The following is a 21,574-nucleotide window of genomic DNA, read 5'->3' on the forward strand; positions in this document are numbered from 1 at the left end:
CCCCCCCCCCCCCCCCCCCCCCCCCCCCCCCCCCCCCCTCCCCCGCTCGGTGCCTAGCGGGCGTACGCGGTCGTGGTCTCCATCGCGCGGAGACGCTCCGACATCGCGCGCATCATCTTCATGCCCACGTTCGGTGCGACGGCCAACAGGCTCGCGAAACCGCGCGGCTCGAGGACGAGCAGCGACAGGTCTGTCTCTGCGACGACCGTCGCTGCTCGCGGCGCGACCTCGAGCAGACTCATCTCACCGAAGAAGTCGCCGGGCTCGAGGGTCGCCAGGTGCTGCCCGCGGAGCGTCGCTTCGGCGCGTCCTTCCACGATCACGAAGAACTCGGCGCCGGGCTTGCCCTCCTGAACCAGGGTGGTCCCGGCGGCTCGCCGGCCCTCGTCGAACAGCTGGGCGAGTCTCGCCAGCTCGCTGGGGCTGCAGCCTGAGAAGAGCTTGATCCCTCGTAGCACTTCGACCTTGTCCGAAGCGGCTCGCTCTCGACGCGCCATCGCGATCGACCTCCTCAGTTCCCGGCGATCCGGTCGGGTGTCATGCTGCGTCTTTCTTGCCGCGACGCCAATGGGAAACCTCACTCGCCCGGTGTGAGGAACCTCACTACGCTCTAGCCCGATGGCAGCCGCCCGCCGACCCGCACTGAAGTTCCCGCGTGAGCTCCCCGTCACGAAGCGCGGGCAGCATTGGTACGCGGATCTCGACGGCGTCGAGGTGCGGCTCTCGAACTGGAACAAGGCGTATTGGCCCGACGAGGGCTACACGAAGGGCGACCTGCTCACCGCTTACTACAACCTGGCGCCGATGATCCTCCCCCACCTGCGCGACAGGCCGCTGACGCTGCTGCGGATGCCCGACGGGATCGCCGGGCCCGAGTTCTACGAGAAGCAGGCTCCCTCGCACACGCCGGACTGGGTCCCGCGGGCGCGCGTCACCGGCCTGTCGAGGAACCGATCGATCGACTTCCTGATGGCGAACAACACGGCGTCGCTGCTGTTCGTCGCGAACCTCGGATGCCTCGAGATGCATCCCCTTCACTCGCGAGCGGGCCGGATCGACCGGCCGGACTACGCGTTCTTCGATCTGGATCCGTTCGAGCCGATCACCTTCGAGACCGTGCGGCGCGTGGCGGTCATGGTGAAGGTCGCCCTGGAGAAGCTCGGGCTCCGGGGCTATCCGAAGACCTCGGGCGCGACGGGGATGCAGGTCTTCGTGCCGCTCGACGGGACGCATACCTATTCCGAGGCCCGCGCGTTCGTCGAGCGGGTCTGCCGGTTGATCAACCGGACCTGGCCCGAGGGCACCACGATGGAATGGGAGATCGCCAAGCGCGCCGGGAAGGTGTTCCTCGACTACGCCATGGTGTCGGAGGGACGCAACATCGGCTCGGTGTATTCGGTTCGCGCCAAGCCCGGCGCACCGGTTTCCACGCCGCTGAAGTGGGACGAGCTCGAGCAGGACATCGAGCCCCGTGACTTCACGATCGCGACGGTCTGGAACCGCTACGAGCAGGTGGGCGACCTGTTCGCCCCCGTGCTCGATGGGGGGTCGAAGAAGGGGCAGAACCTCAACAAGGCGATGGACGCGCTCGGTATCGACCGCTCGAAGCTCGACGCTCCGGCCGATCTGCGCGCCGAAGCACCGGCCGAGCCGCTCAAGGAGTACAAGAGGAAGCGCGATTTCGCGATCACATCCGAGCCGGCCGGCAAGCCCGGCACGGTGGAAGTCGACCGGCCGACGTTCATGATCCACAAGCACCACGCCCGGCGGCTCCATTACGACCTTCGGCTCGAGCGCGGCGGCGTGCTCGTGTCGTTCGCGGTACCCAAGGGGCTGCCCGAAGAGCCGGGCGTCCGCCGGCTCGCGGTCCACGTCGAGGATCATCCCATGGAATACGGCTCGTTCGAGGGGCAGATCCCGAAGGGCGAGTACGGCGCAGGCGAAGTGCGGATCTTCGACGAGGGCACCTACGAGCCGCTCGAGTGGACCGACAAGAAGATCACGATCCGGCTCTACGGCGAGCGGCTGGACGGCGAGTACCACATCGTCAAGACCGACGAGAAGAACTGGCTGATCTTCCGCTCCACACGGTCCGGCCCGCTCGCCGCGAAGCCGATGCCGCCCGTCCTGCAGCCGATGCTCGCCACCGCGGGCGGGAAGCCGTTCGACGACCCGAAGTGGACGTTCGAGGTGAAGTGGGACGGCGTGCGGACCTTCGCCTACCTCGGGGGTGAAAAGACTCGGCTCGTCTCGCGACGCGGCCGAGACGTCAACGTCCAATACCCGGAGCTGGTCGACATGCACGGGCTGCTCGCCGGGGACAACGCGCTCGTCGACGGTGAGATCGTGGTGCTCTCCAAGGATGGGCGGCCGTCGTTCGAGCGGCTGCAGAGCCGGTTCACGCTGGCGAAGCCGACGGAGCGTGACTTGAAGGCCAACCCGGTGATCTTCATCGCGTTCGACCTGCTGTGGCTCGACGGCGAGTCGCTGATCGACCGACCGCTCGAGGAGCGGACGGAGGCGCTGCGACGCGTCCTGGTGCCCGGGCCGCGCGTGCAGAACTCGGTCGCCATCGAGCGGGAAGGAAAGAAACTGTTCGCCGAAGTGAAGAGACGGGGCCTCGAAGGAGTCATCGCCAAGCGCAAAGGCTCGCGCTACGTCCCCGGCCGGCGCACCAAGGACTGGGTCAAGATCAAGGCGGTCAACCGGCAGGGCTGCGTGATCATCGGTTGGTCGGCGGGTGAGGGCCGGCGCGACGGCTCGATCGGCGCGCTGCTGGTCGGGGTGTACAAGGACGGGAAGCTGATCTACGCAGGGCACGTCGGCACCGGCTTCACCGACCGGACATTGAAGACGCTGTCCGAGAAGTTGCGGCCGCTCGAGACAAAGGAGTCGCCGGTCCCGACGCCGCCCAAGGACGAGGTCGACCTCCGCGGCGTGCGCTGGGTCCGGCCGGAGCTGGTCTGCGAGGTCGAGTACCTCGAGTTCACGTCGCAGTTCCGGATGCGGGCCGCCTCGTTCAAGGGCCTTCGCGAGGACAAGGCGCCCGAGGACTGCGTGTACGAAGGCTGACCGGGAGGAGGCGATCCCCGCGCGACGAATCCCATCGGGGTGAGACGCCGCCGATCGCCGCTCTTCCTACTCCTCGTTGTCGTGGCCGGCCTCGCCGTGCCGCCGAGCTGGGCTCCCGCGCAGGCGGCTGGTGAGCCCTACCGCTATCGCGGCGTCATCTTCGGTCCGTACGGACGGCCGTGGACGCACGACGATCGGATGAGCGTGCTCGCGTGGATGGGCAGGCCGTGGCGCGACACCGGCCGGCCGCGGATGAACATCTACATCCACGCGGCGAAGGACGACGTTTACCAGCGGCTGCGGTGGCGAGCGCCGTACCCCGCGGAGCAGATGACCGCGTTCACGCAAGAGATCGCCCTGGCTCGTTCGCTCGGCGTCGAGTGGGTGCCGAACCTCAGCCCCGGGTTCCCGCTGATCCCTTCCGCGGCGCTCCCCGACGGCCCGCCGAGCCGGGACATCTGCTTCTCGTGCCCCGCCGACCTCGAGGCGCTCGTCGCGAAGCTTCGCCCGTTCGCCGAGGCCGGGGTCCGCACGTTCATGATCTCGTTCGACGACGTGCAGAAGCTCTCGACCCACGTCGAGGATCTGCTCACCTACGGTCTGGGCGACGCCGCGTACGGACGGATGAACGCGGATCTGCTCAACCGCGCCCGCGAGCGACTGCGAGCCGAGTTCCCGGCCTCGCCGGATGAGGCACCCGTCCAGGTGCTGACGGTGCCGGCCGAGTACAGCGGTACGGCGGCCAGCGCCTACCTGAAATCATTCGGCGAGACCTTGGACGCCGACATCCCGGTGATGTGGACCGGGACGCACGTCGTGTCGCCGGAGATCCTGGCGTCGGAGGCAGCAGCGTACAGCGCCGCGATCTCGACGCCGGCGTCGGGTCCGCGCAAGCTGTTGATCTGGGACAACTTCCCGGTCAACGACTACAACGGCAACATCTTCTCCTCGACCGGCCTGCCGACGAACTTCAAGCTCAACACGGGGCCGTACAAGGGCCGCGGCGCCGACCTCGCGGCGGTCATCGACGGGATCGTGGCGAACCCGATGAACGAAGCCGAGGCTTCGAAGGTCCCGCTCTACTCGGTGGCCGCGTACCAGAACGACCCGGCCGCTTTCACGACGTCCGCAGCGACCTGCCCGCTCGATGACGACGTCGCCGGATGCTTGGCCGAGGACGCGTGGCTGGAGGGAATCGCGGAGTTCGGAGGTCCGCTGTCGGACGCAGTGTTCGATGTGGTCGCTCAGATGCGCTCGACGCCGATGGATCGGACCGAAGCGCCTGTGTTCCGTGCCCGTTGGGAGGCGGTCCGAGACACGTTCGGCGACGCCTTCTGGCCGGAGCCTTGGGCCGCGCTGGTTTCCGAGCTGGGCGACGAGGGTGCCGCCCCGGGTCTGCTCCGCGCCGGGCTCGGCAACGCCCGGTTCATCGCGGAGACCAAGAACCACCTGGCGACGCTCGAACGCAACGTCGCGGCCGGGCTGGCGGCCACCGATCTCCTCGCCGCCCTACGGCCGGCGCTCGATGCGAAGATCATCGCTTCGTCGAGTGGCGCCGTTACCGTGACGGGGGTCGCGCGCGCTCCCGAGCTCGCAAGGGTGATGGACGCGCTGACGACGCTGCTTCCCCGAGAGACCGTGATGCGCGCGACTCCCTACAGCGTCCACGGCGACCGGTTCCAGCACTCGATCGACCAGGTGTACGTTCGCGAGAATCAAATGGACGCGTTCACCGGCTTCGTGCACGAGGCGTTCCTCGGGTGGCTTCCGGCCGGGCCGATCGCCGTCTCGGGACCCGTGACCGTCACCGTGAACGGAAACCCGGTGATGCTTCGGTCCGACGGCTCGTTCGAAGCAACGGTTCCCATCGAGCCCGGCGAAAGCCTTCTGACCGTGATCGCCACGGACGCGGCGGGCCTCACGACCGGCGCGCGGTTGACCCTCACCTGACTGATCCGACCGGTTTCTTCTCGCTCTTCTCGATGTGTACAACTATAGGGTTCAAGGTGTATCCTCATGTGTATGAGGACGAACATCGATATCGACGACGTGGTTCTCCGGGAGGTTCAGCGTCTCACCGGCGCGCGCACCAAACGCGAAGCGGTCGACTTGGCGCTCCGAGAGCTGGTCGCACGATATCGGCGGGCCGGGATCCTCAAGCTTCGCGGCCGGGTGCGGTGGGAAGGCGATCTCGGGCGGAGCCGCGCAGCCCGATCATGATCGTCGTCGATACCAGCGTCTGGATCGACGTCCTGAACGCGAATGACACGCCACAGGCCCTCCGTTGCGTCGAGCTGCTCGAGGACGGCGCACCGATCGCTTTGACCGACGTCATCTTCACCGAAGTGCTCCAGGGGCTTCGGACCGAGCGGGAGGCCGCGCGCGTCGAACGCTACCTCCGGTTGTTCCCGACCTTGAGGCTGGGATCCCTTGACGACTTCGCGCTGGCCGCTGGCCTCTATCGGTCTGCGCGTCGCGCCGGCGTCACGGTCCGAAAGACGTTGGACTGTCTGATCGCAGCGCCCTGCGTCCGCGAGGGCGCACCGATCCTGCACGCGGATGAGGATTTCAACCGCCTCGCTTCTTGCACGCCGTTGACGATCTTCTCGTAGGAGATCAGAACTCTTCGAGCCGGAACAGCTTGTAGGACTCGGCGTACTCGAAGGCGCCCTCGAAGCCCTTCTCCTTGGCGGCCGCGGCGATCTGCTTGTTGCGCTCGCGGATGAACTCCCCCACCGGCCATTCGCCGACCTGCGATGCGTGCGCCTCGAGCGCCTTCACCTTGAGGTCGATCGTGTCGGTGATGTCGATGAAGACGTCGGGGTCGCTGAACGCGACGACGAACAGCGCCTTGGGCTTGTGCGGCTCGAGGCCCTCTTCCTTCCACAGCTCCGGGAACATCAGGCCACTGGACGCGTCGGGGTTGATCGAGCGGAACACGACCTCGCCGACCGCGATGTGGTCGGGATGGTTGAGATACGCCGGCGCCCAGTACCGGCTCGTTGGGTCCTGCGAGATGATCGCATCGGGCTTGACCTTGCGGATCTCGCGCGCGACGGCCTTGCGCAGCTCCAGGTCCGGATACAGATAGCCGTCCTCGAAGCCCATGAAGATCACGTTTTCGATGCCGAGGATCTCCGCGGCTTGGAGCTGCTCCTGCCGGCGGATGTCGGCGAGCTTCTCGCGGGTCATCTCCGGATCGGACGAGCCTGAGGCGCCGTTGGTCACCATGCAGTACGTGACCTGGACCCCCTCGCGCGCCCACTTCGCGCAGGTGCCGGACGCGCCGAACTCGGCGTCGTCGGGGTGCGCGTAGATGACCATGACCCGCTCGAGCTCGAGCCCTTCGTAATCCATCGCGTCGCTCCTCCCGGTGACGAAAGGCGAGTCTACCGGGCTCCTCACTAGGATGCCGCCCGATGGCGAAGCACGTGGTCGCGGCGTTGATGGAGTACCGGGCTCAGGAACATCCCGAGCACGTGTTCCTCAAGATGGACGGCGTTCGCGAGACGTGGGGATCGTTCTATGCGAACGTTCTCCGCGTCGCCGGCGGCTATCGCGACGCGGGTCTGCGCACGGGCGACCGCGTCGCGGTCATGCTCCCCAACTGCCCGGAGTTCCTCTACGCGCATTTCGGAGCCATCTGCGCGGGTCTCGCGCCGGTGCCGGTCAACACGGCGCAGCGCGGCGAAACGCTCGCGTTCCTGCTGCGCGATTCCGGCGCGCGCGGCATCGTGATCGACGCGGCGCTGCAACCCCAGTACGAGGGGGACGGGCTCGTCGAGATCGTGCGGGGAGCCCCCGTTGCCGGCTCGGGTGGGATCACGCTGAGCGACGTGCTCGCGGGACCCGCGCGCGAGCTTCCGTACGAAGAGGCCGAGGGCTCAACGTTCGGGGTCCTCTACACCAGCGGAACCACCGGCCCGCCGAAGGGCGTCGTCCCGACCAGGACCGACATCGCCCCCTTGCTGGCCATGTGGCAGGCCATGGAGGTCGCCGCGGGCGAGACCCTCTACACCTGTCTGCCGCTCTTCCACGGGAACCCTCTGGCGATCTCGGTGCTCGGCGCGATGTTCCTCGATACCGCGATCGCGGTGTCCGAACGGTTCTCCGCGAGCCGGTTCTGGGACGAGTGCCGGGAGTTCGAGGCCGTCGAGTTCAATCACGTGGGCGCGATCATCCCGATCCTGCTGAAGCAACCTCCGCGCGACAACGACCGCGACAACCCCGTGCGGGTGTGTCTCTCCGCCGGCTGTCCGCCGCACGCATGGGAGCCGTTCCAGGATCGCTTCGGGGTGAAGATCGTCGAGCAGTTCTCGATGGTCGATGCGCCGGGCTACCTGATCAACCTCGAGGGGCGTGTCGGCTCGATGGGGAAGCCGGTCGCCGGCTGCGAGGCCGCGATCCTCGACGAGGCCAGCTTCGAGATGGGGCCGGGGCTCGTCGGAGAGCTCGGGCTGCGCGCGGCGGAAGGCCGAACGCACTACTACCTGAACCAGCCCGAGGCCACCGACGAAGCGTTCCGCCACGGCTGGTTCCACACCGGCGACCGCGCCTGGCGGGACGAGGATGGGTTCTTCTACTACGCCGGCCGAAAGAAGGAATCGATGCGCCGGCGCGGCGAGAACGTGAGCGCGTGGGAGGTCGAGAACGTCGTGAACCAGTTTCCGGGCGTTCTCGAGTCGGCCGCGCACGCGGTCCCTAGCGAGCTCGGCGAGGACGAGATCAAGGTCGTGGTCGTGCCGCGCGATGGGGTAACGATCGATCCGCGGGCGCTGACGGATTTCTGCGCGACCCGGATGGCCGCGTACGCCGTCCCCCGCTACGTCGAGATCCGGACCGAGATACCGAAGACACCGACGGAACGCCCCCGGTACGCGGAGCTGCGTTCAGAAGGCATCGGCGAACGGTCGTGGGATCGCTCGCGTAACGAGCGCTAAACGGTCGCCGCCTGGAACAGCTCCCAGTCGTCGGGAACGCCTCGCAGCCCGACCGACCCTCGCGACGTGAATCTGAGGTCCGTGCCGGTCGCCAGGTCACGCACGGTACGCGTCACAACCACCTGTCCGGCACCTGCCTCGGCGGCGGTTCGCGCCGCTATGTGGACGCCGATGCCGCCGACGTCTTCTCCGCGCAGCTCGATCTCGCCCGTGTGCAGTCCCGCGCGGATAGACAAGCCGGAGCCTGCCAGCGCTTCGGCCAGTTCGAACGCACACCGGAGCGCCCTCGTCGGGGCGTCGAACGTGGCCAGTAGCCCGTCCCCGGTGGACTTCACGAACCGGCCGCGGTAGCGCTCCACCTCTGCTCGCGCGGTGCGATCGTGCCGGTCCAGCAGCCGGCGCCACTGGCGGTCCCCAACCTCCGCGGCAAGAGCGGTCGAGTTGACGATGTCGGTGAAGAGCACGGTGGCGAGGACCCGGTCCACGTCGGGTTCGCCGCGCGCTCCGGTGAGGAACTCCCGAAGGGCGGCCGCCAATTCCTCGACGTGCTGACCCATCACACCGCTTCCGCTCCCAGGAAGCTCCACGAACCGGGAACCCTGGATGTTCTCGGCGAGGTACGTCGACTGTGCCATCGGGACGAACGGGTTGTCTTGCCGGTTGAGGATGAGCGTCGGCGCCTGAACCAGCGGAAGGACCTCGCGTACGTCGATCGAGAACGTCTGATCCATGTGATCGGCCATGACGCGTGGGCTCGCGGCAGCGCGTTGGTATTTCGCGAACCACTCCGTGAACCGGCGGTCGCCGGCGCGGTCGGGATAGAGGATCTCGCTCATCCTCGGCGTCCCCCAGTTCTCCGTGATGACGGAGATCAGCTGGGTGGACACCTCTGTCGGAAGGCCGGCAGGGTAGTCGTCCGCGTGCGTGATCCTTGCTGAGGTGTTGATGAGCACAAGTGCCGCGGTGCGGTCCGGGTGGGTCGCAGCGAACAGGATCGCGGTGGGCCCCGCATCGAGGGCGCCGATGATGACGGCACGTTCGGAGCCCGCAGCATCCATGACGGTGCGAAGATCCTCGACCCAACTCTCCCACGCGAAGCGCGAGCCCGGCGGGAGCGGATCCGATGCTCCGCTCCCCCGTCCGTCGAAGGTGATCAGGCGCCCGAGTGTAGCGATGCGCCGGTGGAAGTCTTCGAAGACGGGCTCGTCCCACTTGAGGTCGATGTGGCCCACCGATCCGATCGTCAGCACGAGATCCGGCGGACCATCGCCGAGCACCTGATAGGCGATGCGATCACTGCCGAGGCGGGCGAAAAGCGTGGAGGGAGGCCTCATCCGGCCGATTCTTGCACAGGGCCAGGCGGGTGCGGCAAGCTCGCCAACGCGCCGTCAAGCGAGTACGCGGCGCAGCTGCTCGACGTAGTCGTCCGAGCAGCCGTGGGCTTGGGCGCCACGGATGAGCGCCGACAGGTACCTCTTCGACGGCTTCTTGTATCCGCGCGGGATCGCGAAGTAGACCTGCGCGTCGACATCGCGGCCGTCGAATGAGACCGTAACGACGTCGCGGACGTACGCCCCGATGTCGATCCCCTCGTACGTATCGAGCGCGGCGAAGTGCTCGGTCGGTGAGGTCCCAAAGCACGCCCCATACTTCGGAATCTGGATCGGGATCGATGTGGGCGACGCCGCCGCCCCACGCCGGCGAGTCGCGGGTGAGCGTAAGCCGGTACCCGCCCAGCCGCGCGGTGGTGCCGTCGTCGACCCGGCCGCTCTGCTCGACTTCTGCGCGACACGGATGGCTCGGTTCGCCGTACCCCGTTACGTGGAGTTGCGACGCGAGTTGCCCAAAACCCCGACCGAGCGTCCGCGCTACGCCGACCTGAAGGCCGAAGGCGTTACCCAGCGAACCTGGGACAGCGAGGCGTCCGGGTACCGTCTACTCGGCTGAGCGCCGCCCGATCGCCCAAAGAACCGGGAAGTAGATGAGCTTCAGGCCCGGCGCTTCGGCGTCGCGCTGGATCGCCTTCTCCCACCGGGCGAAGTCGGCCTCCGTCGCAAAGCCCCGCTCGATCAGCGTCTCGCGGGCCGCCCACGCGGGACCACGCATCTCAGGAGAGCGCTCGAGGGAGTCGTAGACGCCTCGCCGCTCGACGACCTCGAGGCCGGCGGCGTCCAACAAGATCGGGAGCTTCAGCCCGATCGAGAGGTCGTTGCCGAGCTCCTCATGGAGCTCGATGTACCGGGTCGTCAGTTCCTCGAACTCGGGACTCGACGGAACTGCTCGGATCGCGGTCGCGTCCACATCCACGAGATAGACGTAGCCGCCCGGCTTCACCAGCGTGGCGAGGTGGTCGACGATCTCTTGCTCGCGGCCGCCGTTGTGCGCGAGCACGTGCCGCATCATCACGGCGTCGAAGTTCCCCGGCTCCAAGCCGGTCGCCCCGGCGTCGCCGGTGATCACGCGCGCGTTCGTGATCCCTTCCCGCTCGAGGATCGCCGTCGCCGTCGCCATGGTCCCCGGCTCGCGCTCGACGCCGGTGGCTTCTCCGCCGGGAGCAACGGCTTTTGCCATTTCGCATAGCGGGAGCCCCGGCCCGCACCCGACGTCGGCGACCCGCGCGCCGGGGACGATGCCGGCCAGGGTCCACGAATCGGCCTCGAGCCTGCGAGCCGACTCGGCCATGCGTCGATAGCGGTCGATCTCCGCTTCGCCGACCTTGAGGGTGTACGCCACGAGATGGATCGTATGTCGTCAGTCCGGAAGTGCGCGCAGTCGCTCGACGTACCCGGCCGGGAGGCCGTGCGCTTCGGCGCCGCGAACGAGTGCGGCGATGTAGCGCTTCGACGGGCGCTTGAAACCGCGCGGGACCGCCAGGTAGACGATCGCCTCCACCTTGTAACCGTTGTGCGTCACGGTCACGCTATCGCGGACGTAGGCGCCGCCGGCGATCCCTTCGTATTCGTCCAGCGCGGTCATGTCGGCTTCCGTCGCGTCCCAGAGGACACCCCAAACTTCGTCGGCGACGTCGGGCTCGATGTGGCCGACGCCGCCTCCCCACGACGGGGAGTCCCGGGTGAACGTGAGCCGCCAGCCTGCAAGCCTCGCGGCCCCGAGCGCGCGGGCCTCCGGTGCGCGCGAGCTCATCTGCATGGGATCCATGTTGCTGCCGTAGGCGAAGTAGAGCACGCACCTGACCTCCGTTGTGCTGTGACGAGGCTTAGCTGAGTCGAGACGTTTCCAGGATGGACCGAATCATCTTCACCCGTGCATCGAGGTCGCCTTCCGCACCGGTGACTCCGTGACCCATGAACCGAGACTTTCCGAAGGTCGTGTAATACCAGACAGAGTGCGATCCGTTGAAGTCGATCCCGTATTGAAACCCCCAGGGATGACCTGCGATCTCGACCACGCCGCAGTCGATGATCTGGGTGATGTACTCACCTTTGACGCACGCGGAGTCACCTTCGAAGGAGCGTTCCGTCTCCTCGTGTGCGACACCCATGACGAGCTCGATCCTATCTTTGGCCTTCTCATCAAAAGTGCTCTCCAACGACCATCGAGCATCCTGTGGAGCATCCGGATACTGCTCGACCCACCAGGTGCTCGGGTAGCAGATGCGCCAGTGCTGCGTCGGATCGAGGAGCAGCGCGTCGCGTGGAGGAGAACATTCCGGCGAGACAGCCCAAAGACGACGGGCGGCCGGATGGATCGGCACAACGGTTCCGCTCAGAAGATCCAGAGCGCTCACTTGCCCGTGGTCGAGGAGATCTTGATCCAGCAGGACCGTCCCACCGTCGGGGAAGAGAGAGCCTGCTTCTGCCCGGTGAACCCTGAACCCCTTCGGCCATTGATCCGACTCGCTCGGCACGGACCTCGTCGTTCCCGTTCCGAGGTCCCGAAGGAACAGCCGTCCCCCGCCGGCCGTCGGATCGGGTTCGGCGGCGAACGCCACGCAGCTCCCATCGGCACTGATGGGGAGAACGCCGCGCAAGCCGGCCCCTCGAGGGAGCTCTCTGTCCATCGCATCGCGGGACGCGCGGATCGTTCCGCCGCCGACCAGGTCGTGCACAAAGACGTCGCCGAACTCGTTCTTGTCATCGGGGACGAGGTTCCCAGCACCAGACGAGAACACCACGAAACGGCCATCACGCGCGATCGCGGCATCGACGCTACCTCCGGACCGGTCGCCCTCCTCACCGGATGAGGCAACCGACACTCGCACGGTCTTTCCGAGGAGCCTGTCGCGAACGAAGACATCGGACATCCCGTTGCGATCCTCCTTCACCAGATTCGTGGCTGAGGAAACGAAGACGACGTGCCGGCCGTCCCGAGAGATCGCGGCGACTCCGGACCAGCTGTCTCCGTCCGCTTCAGCGCCGCTGGAAGACACCGAGACTCGTTCTGTCGTTTTCGCGACGAGATCCCGAACGAAGATATCGATCTTGCCGTTGGAATCCCCCGGTGCCAGGCGCGGGTCGCCGTGAGAGAAAACGACGAATCCTCCGTCCGCCGAGATGGAGGCGAAGTGCCTCGAAGGCGTCACGACCCTGACATCCCGGCTCGCGTACCCCCCAGAGGGCAGAACCGAGACCGGGATCTCCTTTCCTGTCTTCGTGTCCCGCACATACACGGTCATGCCGTCGATCTCGAACGCCGCATACCGCCCATCGGCAGACATCGATCCGGCGCCATCCCCCCTCATCACAGGAACCGTGTGCCCACTCGACAGGTCCTTGACGAACATGAAGCCGTCCACCGTGACCGGCTGATAACGCCCTTCAGGCTTGCCGGAGCCACCAGAAGCGAGCGTAAGACACCCGGCCCCGGCGGCGGTGAAGGTGCCGTCGGTTTCTGGCGCCTCGTCGGCTCGCGGCCCTTCTTGTCTGCATCCTGCGGCCAGGAGCGACAGCACGATCAGGAGACGAATCACTCTTTCGCGTGAGCCCATGGATCGTCTCGGGCGGGTCATAGCGTCAGCACCTTTTCAGAAATGCCGTTCTCCAGGTACGACCCGAAGGCGATGGAGGTCACCGGCGGACGGCCATACCTTCCAGTGCAGCGTACTCCCGCGCACGCATTGCGCAATGAGCTCATCGCGATCGAGTCCGGAGCGATCGCGATGCGTGCTGATGAAGCCTAGCTCTCGGTTCCGGCTGCAAGTCAGGTTGCGGTCGGCGTCAAGCGGTCGCGACGACGACCAGGCGGGCCCTGTCGATCGAGAATGGCCGCCCTCTGCACCGAGCGCATCGAGTGCCGTAAAGCCTGCGCCGATCAGCCAGTCCCGGATCTCCGGGACGGTGAATGTGCGAACGGCGATGTGGACGCGGCGTCGGCGTCGCTCCGCTCGGGCGTAAAGGATCTCGTCGGAGAAGGAGAGGTAGTCCTCGTCGAAGAGGGACGGATCGACGAGCTCGGCCACGGCCGGCCCTTACTCGGATTCCTCGCCGACCTCGAGCGGGGGCTCGAAGCCGCTGTCGTCCATGAGCCCGGCGATCTCCTCGGCGGTCATGCCCCGCGCGGCGAGCGCGTCGACGAGCCGAAGCGGCGCGAGTGACGCCCCGCAGTACGGGCAGTACGTCCAATCGTCCCACGCGCGCTGCGGCAAGCGGCCGCGGCAGTAGGAGCAGCGGTTGCGCTCGGACAGCCAGGCGTTCCCGGCCGGCTTCTCTTCGTCGGCCGGCGCCTCCATCTCGTCCGTGTCGGCCTCGGTCAGCGCGTCGAGGAAGCCGCGCGCGTAATCCCAGCCGAGGTACTCGTCGGGGTGCGGCTCGAACGCCGGCTCGTGCATCCGCGGCTCGCCGGTCTGCAGCATGTGCTCGAGCGACTCCTTGAGCATGTCCCAGCCGTAGTAATGATCCTCGCCGCACTCCGAGCAGACGATGACCACGCCCTTGTACCCGCGGTCGCCGAAGATGGCGCGCATGGCCTCGAGGTCTTCGAGGTCCTCGATGACGGATTCGCGTTCCTCGGGGTCCATCTCGCTCATGGGAGCATCGTAACAGGGGCTCCGTGAGCCCGGCCGGGGGCTTCGAGCGGGGGTTCTGGTCGGCTACGCGCTCGGCTCGAGCAGGCGGGATGCGGCGTCGAGCGTCGCGGTGGCCGTCGCCTGGAGCGGATCGGAACCGGTACCGCAGAGCGACGCCCCGAGGACGGTGCGGCCGCGCTCGTCGGAGAGCAGCACGAGCACGGCGCGCTCGGTCCCGATCTCTCCCTCGATCGCCTCGCCGAGCTTGAGGCTCTGGTCGACCGCGTCGATGACCGCCAGCGCGACGGCACGCGGCGCGGATGGAGCTTCCGCGGTGCCGGTGCGAACCTCCCCGCCGAGCGGGACGGCCACCTCGGCGCGGGTGAGGTCGCCGACGAGCTCGACGGCGACGCGCGCCGGCGAAGCGACGATACGCGGGCGATCCGGCGTGCTTTCGAGCGCGTGCGTCGCTCGGCCGAACGAGCGGCAGAGCTTCACCGAGAGCTCGCGCTCCGGCTCTTCGAGCGAGAGGTCGCGACGGCCGATCACGTGCAAGCCGCGCGAGTGGCGGCCGCGCGTCGTCACCGCCAGCGCGAGGTAACCGCCGAGCAGGATGATCTCGTCGCCGTCGTGCTCGTCCTGGAGCGTGTCGCGCAAGGCCGAGAACAGGTTGAAGGCCTCGGTCGCGTCCATCTCCGCGAGCGACGGACGCGAAAGGTACAGCTGCGGTCCTTGGTCGCCGGCCGCATGGAGATAGGCGCACAGATCGAGGCTCATCGTCGCTCCGAGCGCGTCGAGGCCCGCGTAGACGAGGTCCTGGATGACGAGCCCCGCCTCGGACTGCGGCTGCTGCTGAGTCACTTCGGCCTCCCGTGATCGCAATGCGGTCGGGGCTTGGTCCAGTGGTGAACCCATGGAGGAGTCCCGTGTCCGCGCCCGGGTTTCGGGCGAAGCTCCGGCCGCACCTGGGGTGGGTGGCATGAGACGGTCGTCGGGACTTCCCCGTTGGGGTCGGGCACGGGTCCCGGGCCGGGTCCCGTCGGAGGCTCGGGGGCCGGAGGCGGCCCCACGACCGGAGGCGGCTGCACCATCGGAGGCGGCACGGAGGTCGGCGGCTTCGGAGGGCTAAGCAACGGCCCGCGGCTGACGGGGCGGAGGATCGGCTCCAGCGGCTGAGGCGCGGGCGGCGCGGGCGGCTCCGGCGGCATGGGCCGGTCACCGCCGGCGGACGGCACGTTCACGAGGTTCCGCACGACGGGAGGCGCTAGAACGAGCTCCGTGGTGTTCTGGGTTCGGCTGCCGGTGCTACCCCGGAGTCCTACCCCACTGCCGGCCAGCCACACACCCGCCGCGAGCACGAGCGCGCCACCCAAAGAGCCCACGAGGGCGGGTCGTCCGTTGCGGATCTTGAGCGGCTCGACGAAGACGGGACGTGCCCCGCCGAAGACGCGAACCGGCAGGTCCACGCCGCGTGCGCGGAGCAGCTCGGTCACGGCTCGCTCGACGGAAACGGGGTCGGCTGCCGGCTGAACCAACACGACGATGTCGTCGTCCGTGATCGAGCAGGCGAGAACCTGTGGATAAGAACGGATCTCGTGCTCGAGCCATCCCCCCGTCACGAGAAGTAATGTACCCGCCGCCGCGGAGCACGTCACATACGGCGCGGAAGGGACACGCTGCGCGGTCGGATGCTCCTCGCGGTGGCCCCGCCCCCTACGCGGAGCGGAAGGTCTCGACGATGCGTGCGAAGGTGTCGGCGGTCCGCAACGAGTCCGGGGTCGCCCACGGCGGACCGAGGTACAGCTCGTCGGCGAGACCTTCCCAGCGGCCGATCTTCTCGCGGACCTCGTCCGGCGTGCCGGCTATCGCGTACGTCTCGCACATCTCGTCCGTGATGCAGCCGATCATCCCTTCCGCATCCCCCTTGGCGAACGCGTCCCTCAGCGGACCGACGACGTCTCCCCAGCCGTGGACCTCGAAAACCGGGCTGTAGGTGCGGGTCGTGCCGTAGAACCCGATCTGCATCTTGGCTTCGCGCATCGCCTGCTCGGTCGAGTCGGCGATCGAACAGATCACGCCTTGAACGATCCGCACCTCGTCGCGCTTGCGGCCGCTCTTGTCGAGGCCGGCGTCGAGCGCCGGGCGCACCACCTCGGTGAAGTAGCGCGGGCTCGAGAACGGGTGTCCGAGGATCCCGTCGCCGACCTCTCCGGTGAGCTGAACCATGAGCTTGTTCACGGCGGCGAGGTAGACCGGGATCGGGCCCGGCGCCGGCTGCCCGCCGGGGAACGGCGGCATCGTCACCGTGTAGAACCGGCCCTGGTGATCGATCGGCTCGCCGGCGTACGCGCGCCAGACCTTGCGGCACACCTCGATCACCTCGCGCATCTTCGGCGCGGGATGCTCGAACGGCGTCGCATACCGGAGCTCGTTGACCCGCTTCACCTGCGTGCCGAGACCGAGTATGAAGCGTCCACCGGAAAGCTCTGCGAGGTCGCGAGCCTCCATCGCGGTGACCACCGGCGAGCGCGGGAAGGCGAGCGCGATCGCCGTGCCGACCGTCGTCGCCTCCGTCGCTTGCAGGGCGACCGCCGCCTGCAGGAAAGCCGTGCGCGACGTCTCCGCTACCCAGAGGGTTCTGTAGCCGGCGTCTTCACACTGTTTCGCGACTTGCCCGACGATGCCCAGCGGCCCGCCGACCGATAGCCCAACCTCCATTTGAACGCCTCCCCTCGACGCGAGGCGCAGCATACCGACCGCGCGCCTCCGGTACGATTCCCGGTGTGACCGCGTCCGAGACGCTCGCCGAGTTCTGTACGACCCTCCGCTTCGAGTCGATCCCGGCAGCGACCATCCACGCCGCGAAACGACACGCGCTCGACACGCTCGGTGTGGCGCTGGCGGCCGCCGCGAATGGGGTGGCCCACCCGATCGTCGATGCCGTGCGGGCGTGGGCCGGCGCGCGTGAGGCGAGCGTGGTCGGGCACGACTTCGGCGCCGCTGCGCCGCACGCTGCCCTCGCGAACGGCACCTTGGCGCACGCGCTCGATTTCGACGACACGCACGTCGAGTCGGTGGTTCATCCCAGCGCGTTCGTCGTGCCGGCCGCTTTGGCCGTCGCGGAGGAGTCGGGGGCGAACGGCCGGGCGCTGTTGTGCTCTGCCGTCGCAGGCTACGAGGTGTCGACCAGGATCGGCGCGGCCGCGCCGGGACGGTTCCATGCGCGAGGCTTGCACACGACCGGGATCGCGGGAACGTTCGGCGCGGCGGCCGTCGCAGGCGCGCTATGGGGGCTGACCTCGTCGCAGATCACGAACGCGTTCGGGATCGCAGGGTCACAGTCGAGCGGCCTGTTCGCCTACCTGGCCGACGGATCCGAGACGAAGCGGTTCCACGCGGGGTGGGCCTCGCAAGCCGGTATCGTCGCCGCCGACCTGGCGCGCCGGGGATTCACCGGGCCCCGGACGATCTTCGAGGGGCCGCACGGGTTGTTCGACGCGTTCCTCGCCGGCGAGAGCCACGATCCCGAGCGGCTCGTCCGCGGCCTCGGCGAAGAATGGGAGACGACCCGGATCGCGATCAAGCCGTATCCCGCGTGCCACTTCGTGCACGCGTTCATGGACGCGGCGGTCGGGCTCGGCGTCCGCGCGGGGGACGTCGAGGAGATCACGTGCTCGATCGCATCGCCGGCTGCCGGCATCGTCGCGGAGCCTCGCGACGGACGTTTGCACCCGACGACGACCTACGCGGCACAGTTCTCGCTCCCGTTCGCGGTCGCTTCCGCGATCGTCGGCGGACGCGAAGGGCTGGACCTGTTCGGCGATGAGGCGCGAACGGACAAGCGCGTTCTGGCGCTGGCCGAGCGCGTCCATCACCGCCGAGACGATTCGCTGCCGTTCCCCAAGACCTTCGGCGGACGCATCACGATCCAGCTTCGGGACGGACGGCTGCGGGAAGCCGACGAGCTCGTCAATCGCGGACACCCCGACCGGCCGCTGAGCGACGACGAGGTCGTCGCGAAGTTCACGTCCAACGCGCGGCGGCGGCTGGACGCCGGCGCCGTCCAAAAGGTCGCCGACACGGTGTGGCGGCTCGAGGAGCTCGACTCGGTCGATGAGCTGGCCGGGCTCGTGCAGGTTTCGTGACCGGACACCACGGCTTCATCGAGAACCTCGGCATCGTGAACGGGCCGTTCGGAGACGGCCGCTCAACGCTTTCGCTCACGATCGGACCGGAGCACATGTCTCCCACCAAGACGGTGCACGGGGCGGTCCTGTACGGCCTCGCCGACACGACCATGGGCTCGGCGATCTGGACACTGCTCACCGACGGCGAGACCTGCGCGACGATCTCGTGCTCGATCGACTACCTGCACGCGGTCCGCGAAGGGAAGCTGGTCTGTGAGGCCGAGGTCGTTTCCAAGAGCCACCGCACGGCGCTGGCGCGCGCCGTGATCAAGGACGGCAACGGCGAGCCGGTGGCGCAGGCGTCGGCCGCTTTCTGGGTTGGCCCCGCCGACGGGCGTCGGGCCGGGCGCGGCGAAGGCCGCCGGCGCTGAAGGATCAGCCGCGCTCGAAGTGCGGCATGACCTCGGTCGCGAACCGCTCCACCGAATCGGTCGCGGGATAGTCCGGATACCAGTTGATGAAGCCGCTCGCGCCGAGCTCGACGTAGGTGCCGACCTTATCGATCACCTCTTGCGCCGTCCCGATGAGACCGCCCTGGCGTCGCGATTCCGCCGCCTCGCCCCACAGCGAAGGGAATTGGGTGAGCAGCCGCTGCACATCGGCCTCGTCCTTGCCGATCAGGCAGTCTTGATGGAGCGTCATGCGGATCGAGGCGGGATCCCTGCCGACCTTCTCACAGTGTGAGAACAGGATGTCGCGCTTGCGCTCCCATTCGTGCGGCTTCCCGCTGAAGTTCGAGTAGTCGGCGTGCTGGGCCACGATCCGCAGCGTCACCTTCTCTCCTCCGCCGCCGATCCACAGCGGCGGACGTGGCGACTGGAGCGGCTTCGGGTCGCAGAAGGCGTCCTTCACGCTCGCGTAGCGGCCCTCATACGTCGCCTTCTCGTCCGACCACATCCGTTTGAGGATCTCGATCGTGTCTGCGAGGTAGCCGAGCCGATCCCGCGGCTCGGGGAATCCGTAGCCGTAGGCGTTGAACTCGTCCCAGTACCAGCCGGCGCCCACCCCCATCTGCAGCCGTCCGTTCGAAGCCACGTCCACGCACGCCGAGATCTTCGCGAGGTACGCCGCGTTCCGGTACGGCGTGCACGTCACCATCTGCCCGAGCAACACGCGTTCGGTGCGCTCGGCGAACGCCATCATCGCCGTCCAGCACTCGAACACCGGCGTCGCGATGGGCGGGGGCGGGATGTTGTGGAAGTGGTCGTAGAGCCAGATCGAGTCGTACCCGACGCGCTCGCAGAGCCGAGCCGTCTCGATCATGGCGCGGTAAGCCGTGCGCGAGTCCAGTCCTTGGAACTCGCCCTTCCAGCCTTGGGGGACGAGGGCTCCGAAATGGATCGGAGCCAAAGTTAGGCGATCACCTTCGCTCCCGAGGGCTCCCAGATGAACGTCTCCCAGTCGAGTCCCTCGGTCTTGGCGCGCTTGTTGAACTCGTCGCCCACCTTCTCGGACGTTTCGTGGAACGCGTCGTGGTTGTCCCACTCTTCGAGATCGAGCACGAGCGACGGGTTGCCCTCGCGCCGGAACGCCTGCGTCGAGTGCAGGCCCTTGGGCCGATCCATGCCGGCGTACCAAGCCACGGCGCCCTTGAAGGCCTCCCAATCCGGAGGCGAGACGGTCATCCAGACCACCGTGCTGCGTACCCCGTCGCTCTCGACGACCGGCGCATCGGAAGGCGTCCACACCTCTGTGATCCAGCCGCTGAAGTCTGCCTTGGCGCGGGTGCCGAACTCCTCGCCCACCTCGTCTGAGGCCTTGTGGTAGGAGTCGTGATCGTCCCACTCTTCGATGAGGAGGACGTGGTTCTGATCTCCTTTCTGCCGGTAGGAACGCGACCAGTGGAGTCCGGCGGCTCGATCCTCGCCGGCGTACCAGTCGAGCGCCCCTTTGAACGAATCCCAGTCGGAGACGGGCCCACGCATCGTTACCAGTACGGTCATCGCGCCCTCCTCGGTCTCGATCCTGGTCGTGAAGCTATCACTCCCCGGGTTTTGCGAACAGGTCGTTCTGCACAGAGCGGCGGGCGAGCGCGCGGTCGGGATCGCGGAAGTCCGTTCGCTGGTGCACGCCGCGGCTCTCCCGGCGCTTCAGGGCCGCGCCGGCGATACCGAGACAGAGATCCCGGTGGAGAGAGTCCGGCAAGCGCTCGAGCGCGTCGATGAGGCCGCGCAGGCGCATCTCGTCGCGGAACGGGCCGCAGCCGTCCCACATGAGCCGTGGGATGTTCACGTCGTGCGGCGTCAGGCGGACCGGGGGCGGCTCCGGTGGCGCTCCGGCATCCGGCGGCTCTTCGTCGTCGACCATCTCGGCCGCACGCCGCCCGAGGACCACCGATTCCAGGAGCGAGTTGCCGGCCATCCGGTTCGCGCCGTGCATGCCGCCCGCGGAGCACTCACCCGCCGCGAACAACCCGGGGATGCTGGTCCGTCCACCGGCGTCGACGGCCACGCCGCCGATGAAATAGTGCGCCGCGGGCGAGACGGGAAGCGGCTGGGTGCCAGGATCGAACCCTCGTGATCGCGCGCCGGCGATCACGGTTGGGAACCGCTCCTCGAGCCGTTCGATGCTCCGACAGTCGAGGAAGACGCGACCCCGCTCGAGGATCGCCTTCGCCACCACGTGTCGCGGGCCGAGCTCGTCGACGAATCGTTCGCCGCGCTCGTCTATCAGCGTCGCCCCATCCCCGCGCAACGCCTCGGTGAGGAGCACGCGACCGGGCCTCCCATCGTCCAAGGCCGTCGGATGGAACTGCATGAACTCCAGGTCGGCCAGCCTCGCGCCCGCGGCCATCGCCAGGGCGATGCCGTCTCCCGTCGCGCCCGGCGCGTTCGTCGTCGCCGCCCAGAGCGCTCCCGCGCCGCCCGTCGCCAGAAGCACGCCGCGGCCGAGCACAGGACCGTCGTCGGTGAGCACGCCCGCGCAGCGGCCGTCCGCGACGAGCAGCGCCACGGCGCGCGAGAGGATCCGGGTGGCGCGGCCGCGCGCGGACTCGCGCAGCGCACGGACGATCTCGAAGCCGGTGGCGTCGGTGGCGTGCACGCTGCGACCGACGGTCTGGCCGCCTTCACGCGCCAGATCGCGCGCGCCGTCCGGCGCACGATCGAAGCGGCAGCCGAGCTTCTCCAGCCACGCCACGACGTCGGGCCCTTCGCCGCAGATGTCCCGCACGATCGTCTCGTCGCACAGCCCGGCGCCGGCCGCGATCGTGTCGGTCGCGTGGAGCTCGACCGAGTCCGCCGGGCCGACCGCGGCCGCGATCCCACCCTGGGCGAGCGGCGATGAACCCGCGCCCGCCTCACCCTTGTCGACCACGGCGATCCGCGTTCCGTCGGGCGCCGACAAAGCGCATGCCAGCCCGGCGATACCGCCGCCGACGATGACGATGTCGTAGGGCTGGGACACGGTGC

Annotated in this window: 22 protein-coding genes; 8 read left to right on the top strand and 14 right to left on the bottom strand. The window is 68.1% G+C overall.

All coding sequences use genetic code 11. From position 1 onward, the window contains the following. Positions 1-53: 53 nt before the first annotated feature. Positions 54-497: a cyclic nucleotide-binding domain-containing protein gene (locus WEB06_16340; protein ID MEX2557185.1), complete on the bottom strand. Its 444-nt coding sequence runs from the start codon at positions 495-497 to the stop codon at positions 54-56. A 121-nt stretch (positions 498-618) separates the two neighbouring features. On the opposite strand from WEB06_16340, the gene ligD reads away from it, so the two are divergent. The 4 genes from ligD to WEB06_16360 all read left to right on the top strand — a co-directional run bounded on the left by ligD (position 619) and on the right by WEB06_16360 (position 5,684). After that, positions 619-3,072: a non-homologous end-joining DNA ligase gene (gene ligD / locus WEB06_16345; GenBank protein MEX2557186.1), complete on the top strand. Its 2,454-nt coding sequence runs from the start codon at positions 619-621 to the stop codon at positions 3,070-3,072. 39 nt (positions 3,073-3,111) lie between these two features. Next, positions 3,112-5,022, top strand: coding sequence for a beta-N-acetylglucosaminidase domain-containing protein (locus WEB06_16350; GenBank protein ID MEX2557187.1), 1,911 nt, complete (start codon positions 3,112-3,114; stop codon positions 5,020-5,022). A gap of 72 nt (positions 5,023-5,094) precedes the next feature. Further along, entirely contained in the window at positions 5,095-5,292 is a 198-nt protein-coding gene (locus WEB06_16355) for a type II toxin-antitoxin system VapB family antitoxin (protein MEX2557188.1), read from the top strand. Next, positions 5,289-5,684 carry a PIN domain nuclease gene (locus tag WEB06_16360; protein ID MEX2557189.1) on the top strand — a complete coding sequence of 132 codons (396 nt, stop codon included), beginning with the start codon at positions 5,289-5,291 and terminating at the stop codon, positions 5,682-5,684. The genes WEB06_16355 and WEB06_16360 overlap by 4 nt, the downstream gene beginning before the upstream one ends. Positions 5,685-5,688: 4 nt before the next feature. Here WEB06_16360 and WEB06_16365 read toward each other — a convergent pair whose 3' ends face one another. Then, the gene (locus tag WEB06_16365; GenBank protein ID MEX2557190.1) at positions 5,689-6,429 is read right to left on the bottom strand and encodes a PIG-L deacetylase family protein; all 741 of its coding nucleotides are present in this window, start codon (positions 6,427-6,429) and stop codon (positions 5,689-5,691) included. A gap of 62 nt (positions 6,430-6,491) precedes the next feature. Here WEB06_16365 and WEB06_16370 point away from each other — a divergent pair, with 62 nt between their 5' ends. Then, positions 6,492-8,012, top strand: a complete 1,521-nt coding sequence (locus WEB06_16370; protein ID MEX2557191.1) for an AMP-binding protein — start codon at positions 6,492-6,494, stop codon at positions 8,010-8,012. On the opposite strand, the gene WEB06_16375 is transcribed toward WEB06_16370, so the two are convergent. Then, positions 8,009-9,346, bottom strand: coding sequence for an adenylate/guanylate cyclase domain-containing protein (locus tag WEB06_16375; protein ID MEX2557192.1), 1,338 nt, complete (start codon positions 9,344-9,346; stop codon positions 8,009-8,011). The genes WEB06_16370 and WEB06_16375 overlap by 4 nt on opposite strands. A 244-nt stretch (positions 9,347-9,590) precedes the next feature. Here WEB06_16375 and WEB06_16380 point away from each other — a divergent pair, with 244 nt between their 5' ends. Beyond that, positions 9,591-9,959 (top strand): hypothetical protein, encoded by a 369-nt coding sequence (locus WEB06_16380; GenBank protein ID MEX2557193.1) that lies wholly within the window; start codon positions 9,591-9,593, stop codon positions 9,957-9,959. On the opposite strand, the gene WEB06_16385 is transcribed toward WEB06_16380, so the two are convergent. The 8 genes from WEB06_16385 to WEB06_16420 all read right to left on the bottom strand — a co-directional run bounded on the left by WEB06_16385 (position 9,948) and on the right by WEB06_16420 (position 16,695). After that, entirely contained in the window at positions 9,948-10,745 is a 798-nt protein-coding gene (locus tag WEB06_16385) for a methyltransferase domain-containing protein (protein MEX2557194.1), read from the bottom strand. The genes WEB06_16380 and WEB06_16385 overlap by 12 nt on opposite strands. A gap of 18 nt (positions 10,746-10,763) precedes the next feature. Further along, positions 10,764-11,198, bottom strand: a complete 435-nt coding sequence (locus tag WEB06_16390; protein MEX2557195.1) for a gamma-glutamylcyclotransferase — start codon at positions 11,196-11,198, stop codon at positions 10,764-10,766. 31 nt (positions 11,199-11,229) lie between these two features. Beyond that, a complete protein-coding gene (locus WEB06_16395; protein ID MEX2557196.1) occupies positions 11,230-12,942 on the bottom strand; it encodes a hypothetical protein in 1,713 nt (570 codons plus the stop codon). A gap of 54 nt (positions 12,943-12,996) precedes the next feature. Beyond that, positions 12,997-13,431, bottom strand: a complete 435-nt coding sequence (locus WEB06_16400; protein MEX2557197.1) for a hypothetical protein — start codon at positions 13,429-13,431, stop codon at positions 12,997-12,999. Between the two features lie 9 nt (positions 13,432-13,440). Then, positions 13,441-13,998: a DUF5319 family protein gene (locus WEB06_16405; GenBank protein ID MEX2557198.1), complete on the bottom strand. Its 558-nt coding sequence runs from the start codon at positions 13,996-13,998 to the stop codon at positions 13,441-13,443. Positions 13,999-14,061: 63 nt separating this feature from the next. Further along, positions 14,062-14,838: a hypothetical protein gene (locus WEB06_16410; protein ID MEX2557199.1), complete on the bottom strand. Its 777-nt coding sequence runs from the start codon at positions 14,836-14,838 to the stop codon at positions 14,062-14,064. Further along, entirely contained in the window at positions 14,835-15,596 is a 762-nt protein-coding gene (locus WEB06_16415; protein ID MEX2557200.1) for a hypothetical protein, read from the bottom strand. The genes WEB06_16410 and WEB06_16415 overlap by 4 nt, the downstream gene beginning before the upstream one ends. 94 nt (positions 15,597-15,690) lie before the next feature. After that, positions 15,691-16,695: a TIGR03617 family F420-dependent LLM class oxidoreductase gene (locus WEB06_16420; GenBank protein ID MEX2557201.1), complete on the bottom strand. Its 1,005-nt coding sequence runs from the start codon at positions 16,693-16,695 to the stop codon at positions 15,691-15,693. 65 nt (positions 16,696-16,760) lie between these two features. Here WEB06_16420 and WEB06_16425 point away from each other — a divergent pair, with 65 nt between their 5' ends. Together WEB06_16425 and WEB06_16430 are read left to right on the top strand one after the other, a co-directional pair. Then, positions 16,761-18,122 carry an MmgE/PrpD family protein gene (locus WEB06_16425; protein MEX2557202.1) on the top strand — a complete coding sequence of 454 codons (1,362 nt, stop codon included), beginning with the start codon at positions 16,761-16,763 and terminating at the stop codon, positions 18,120-18,122. Further along, the gene (locus WEB06_16430) at positions 18,119-18,535 is read left to right on the top strand and encodes a PaaI family thioesterase (protein ID MEX2557203.1); all 417 of its coding nucleotides are present in this window, start codon (positions 18,119-18,121) and stop codon (positions 18,533-18,535) included. The genes WEB06_16425 and WEB06_16430 overlap by 4 nt, the downstream gene beginning before the upstream one ends. 4 nt (positions 18,536-18,539) lie before the next feature. On the opposite strand, the gene WEB06_16435 is transcribed toward WEB06_16430, so the two are convergent. The 3 genes from WEB06_16435 to WEB06_16445 are packed head-to-tail and all read right to left on the bottom strand — an operon-like array spanning position 18,540 to position 21,569. After that, positions 18,540-19,514 carry a TIGR03560 family F420-dependent LLM class oxidoreductase gene (locus WEB06_16435; GenBank protein ID MEX2557204.1) on the bottom strand — a complete coding sequence of 325 codons (975 nt, stop codon included), beginning with the start codon at positions 19,512-19,514 and terminating at the stop codon, positions 18,540-18,542. Between the two features lie 2 nt (positions 19,515-19,516). Then, a complete protein-coding gene (locus tag WEB06_16440; protein MEX2557205.1) occupies positions 19,517-20,107 on the bottom strand; it encodes a hypothetical protein in 591 nt (196 codons plus the stop codon). Between the two features lie 37 nt (positions 20,108-20,144). After that, a complete protein-coding gene (locus tag WEB06_16445) occupies positions 20,145-21,569 on the bottom strand; it encodes an FAD-dependent oxidoreductase (protein ID MEX2557206.1) in 1,425 nt (474 codons plus the stop codon). Positions 21,570-21,574: the final 5 nt, after the last annotated feature.

Source organism: Actinomycetota bacterium, from assembly GCA_040905475.1.
Lineage (GTDB): Bacteria > Actinomycetota > AC-67 > AC-67 > AC-67 > DATFGK01.

Bases quoted from the DNA above. Each gene is read 5' to 3' on its own strand.
- WEB06_16420 (MEX2557201.1), bottom strand. From the start codon at position 16,695: ATGGAGGTTGGGCTATCGGTCGGCGGGCCGCTGGGCATCGTCGGGCAA.
- WEB06_16375 (MEX2557192.1), bottom strand. From the start codon at position 9,346: ATGAGGCCTCCCTCCACGCTTTTCGCCCGCCTCGGCAGTGATCGCATC.
- WEB06_16380 (MEX2557193.1), top strand. From the start codon at position 9,591: ATGTCGATCCCCTCGTACGTATCGAGCGCGGCGAAGTGCTCGGTCGGT.
- WEB06_16360 (MEX2557189.1), top strand. From the start codon at position 5,289: ATGATCGTCGTCGATACCAGCGTCTGGATCGACGTCCTGAACGCGAAT.
- WEB06_16370 (MEX2557191.1), top strand. From the start codon at position 6,492: ATGGCGAAGCACGTGGTCGCGGCGTTGATGGAGTACCGGGCTCAGGAA.
- ligD (MEX2557186.1), top strand. From the start codon at position 619: ATGGCAGCCGCCCGCCGACCCGCACTGAAGTTCCCGCGTGAGCTCCCC.
- WEB06_16440 (MEX2557205.1), bottom strand. From the start codon at position 20,107: ATGACCGTACTGGTAACGATGCGTGGGCCCGTCTCCGACTGGGATTCG.
- WEB06_16405 (MEX2557198.1), bottom strand. From the start codon at position 13,998: ATGAGCGAGATGGACCCCGAGGAACGCGAATCCGTCATCGAGGACCTC.
- WEB06_16340 (MEX2557185.1), bottom strand. From the start codon at position 497: ATGGCGCGTCGAGAGCGAGCCGCTTCGGACAAGGTCGAAGTGCTACGA.
- WEB06_16355 (MEX2557188.1), top strand. From the start codon at position 5,095: ATGAGGACGAACATCGATATCGACGACGTGGTTCTCCGGGAGGTTCAG.
- WEB06_16365 (MEX2557190.1), bottom strand. From the start codon at position 6,429: ATGGATTACGAAGGGCTCGAGCTCGAGCGGGTCATGGTCATCTACGCG.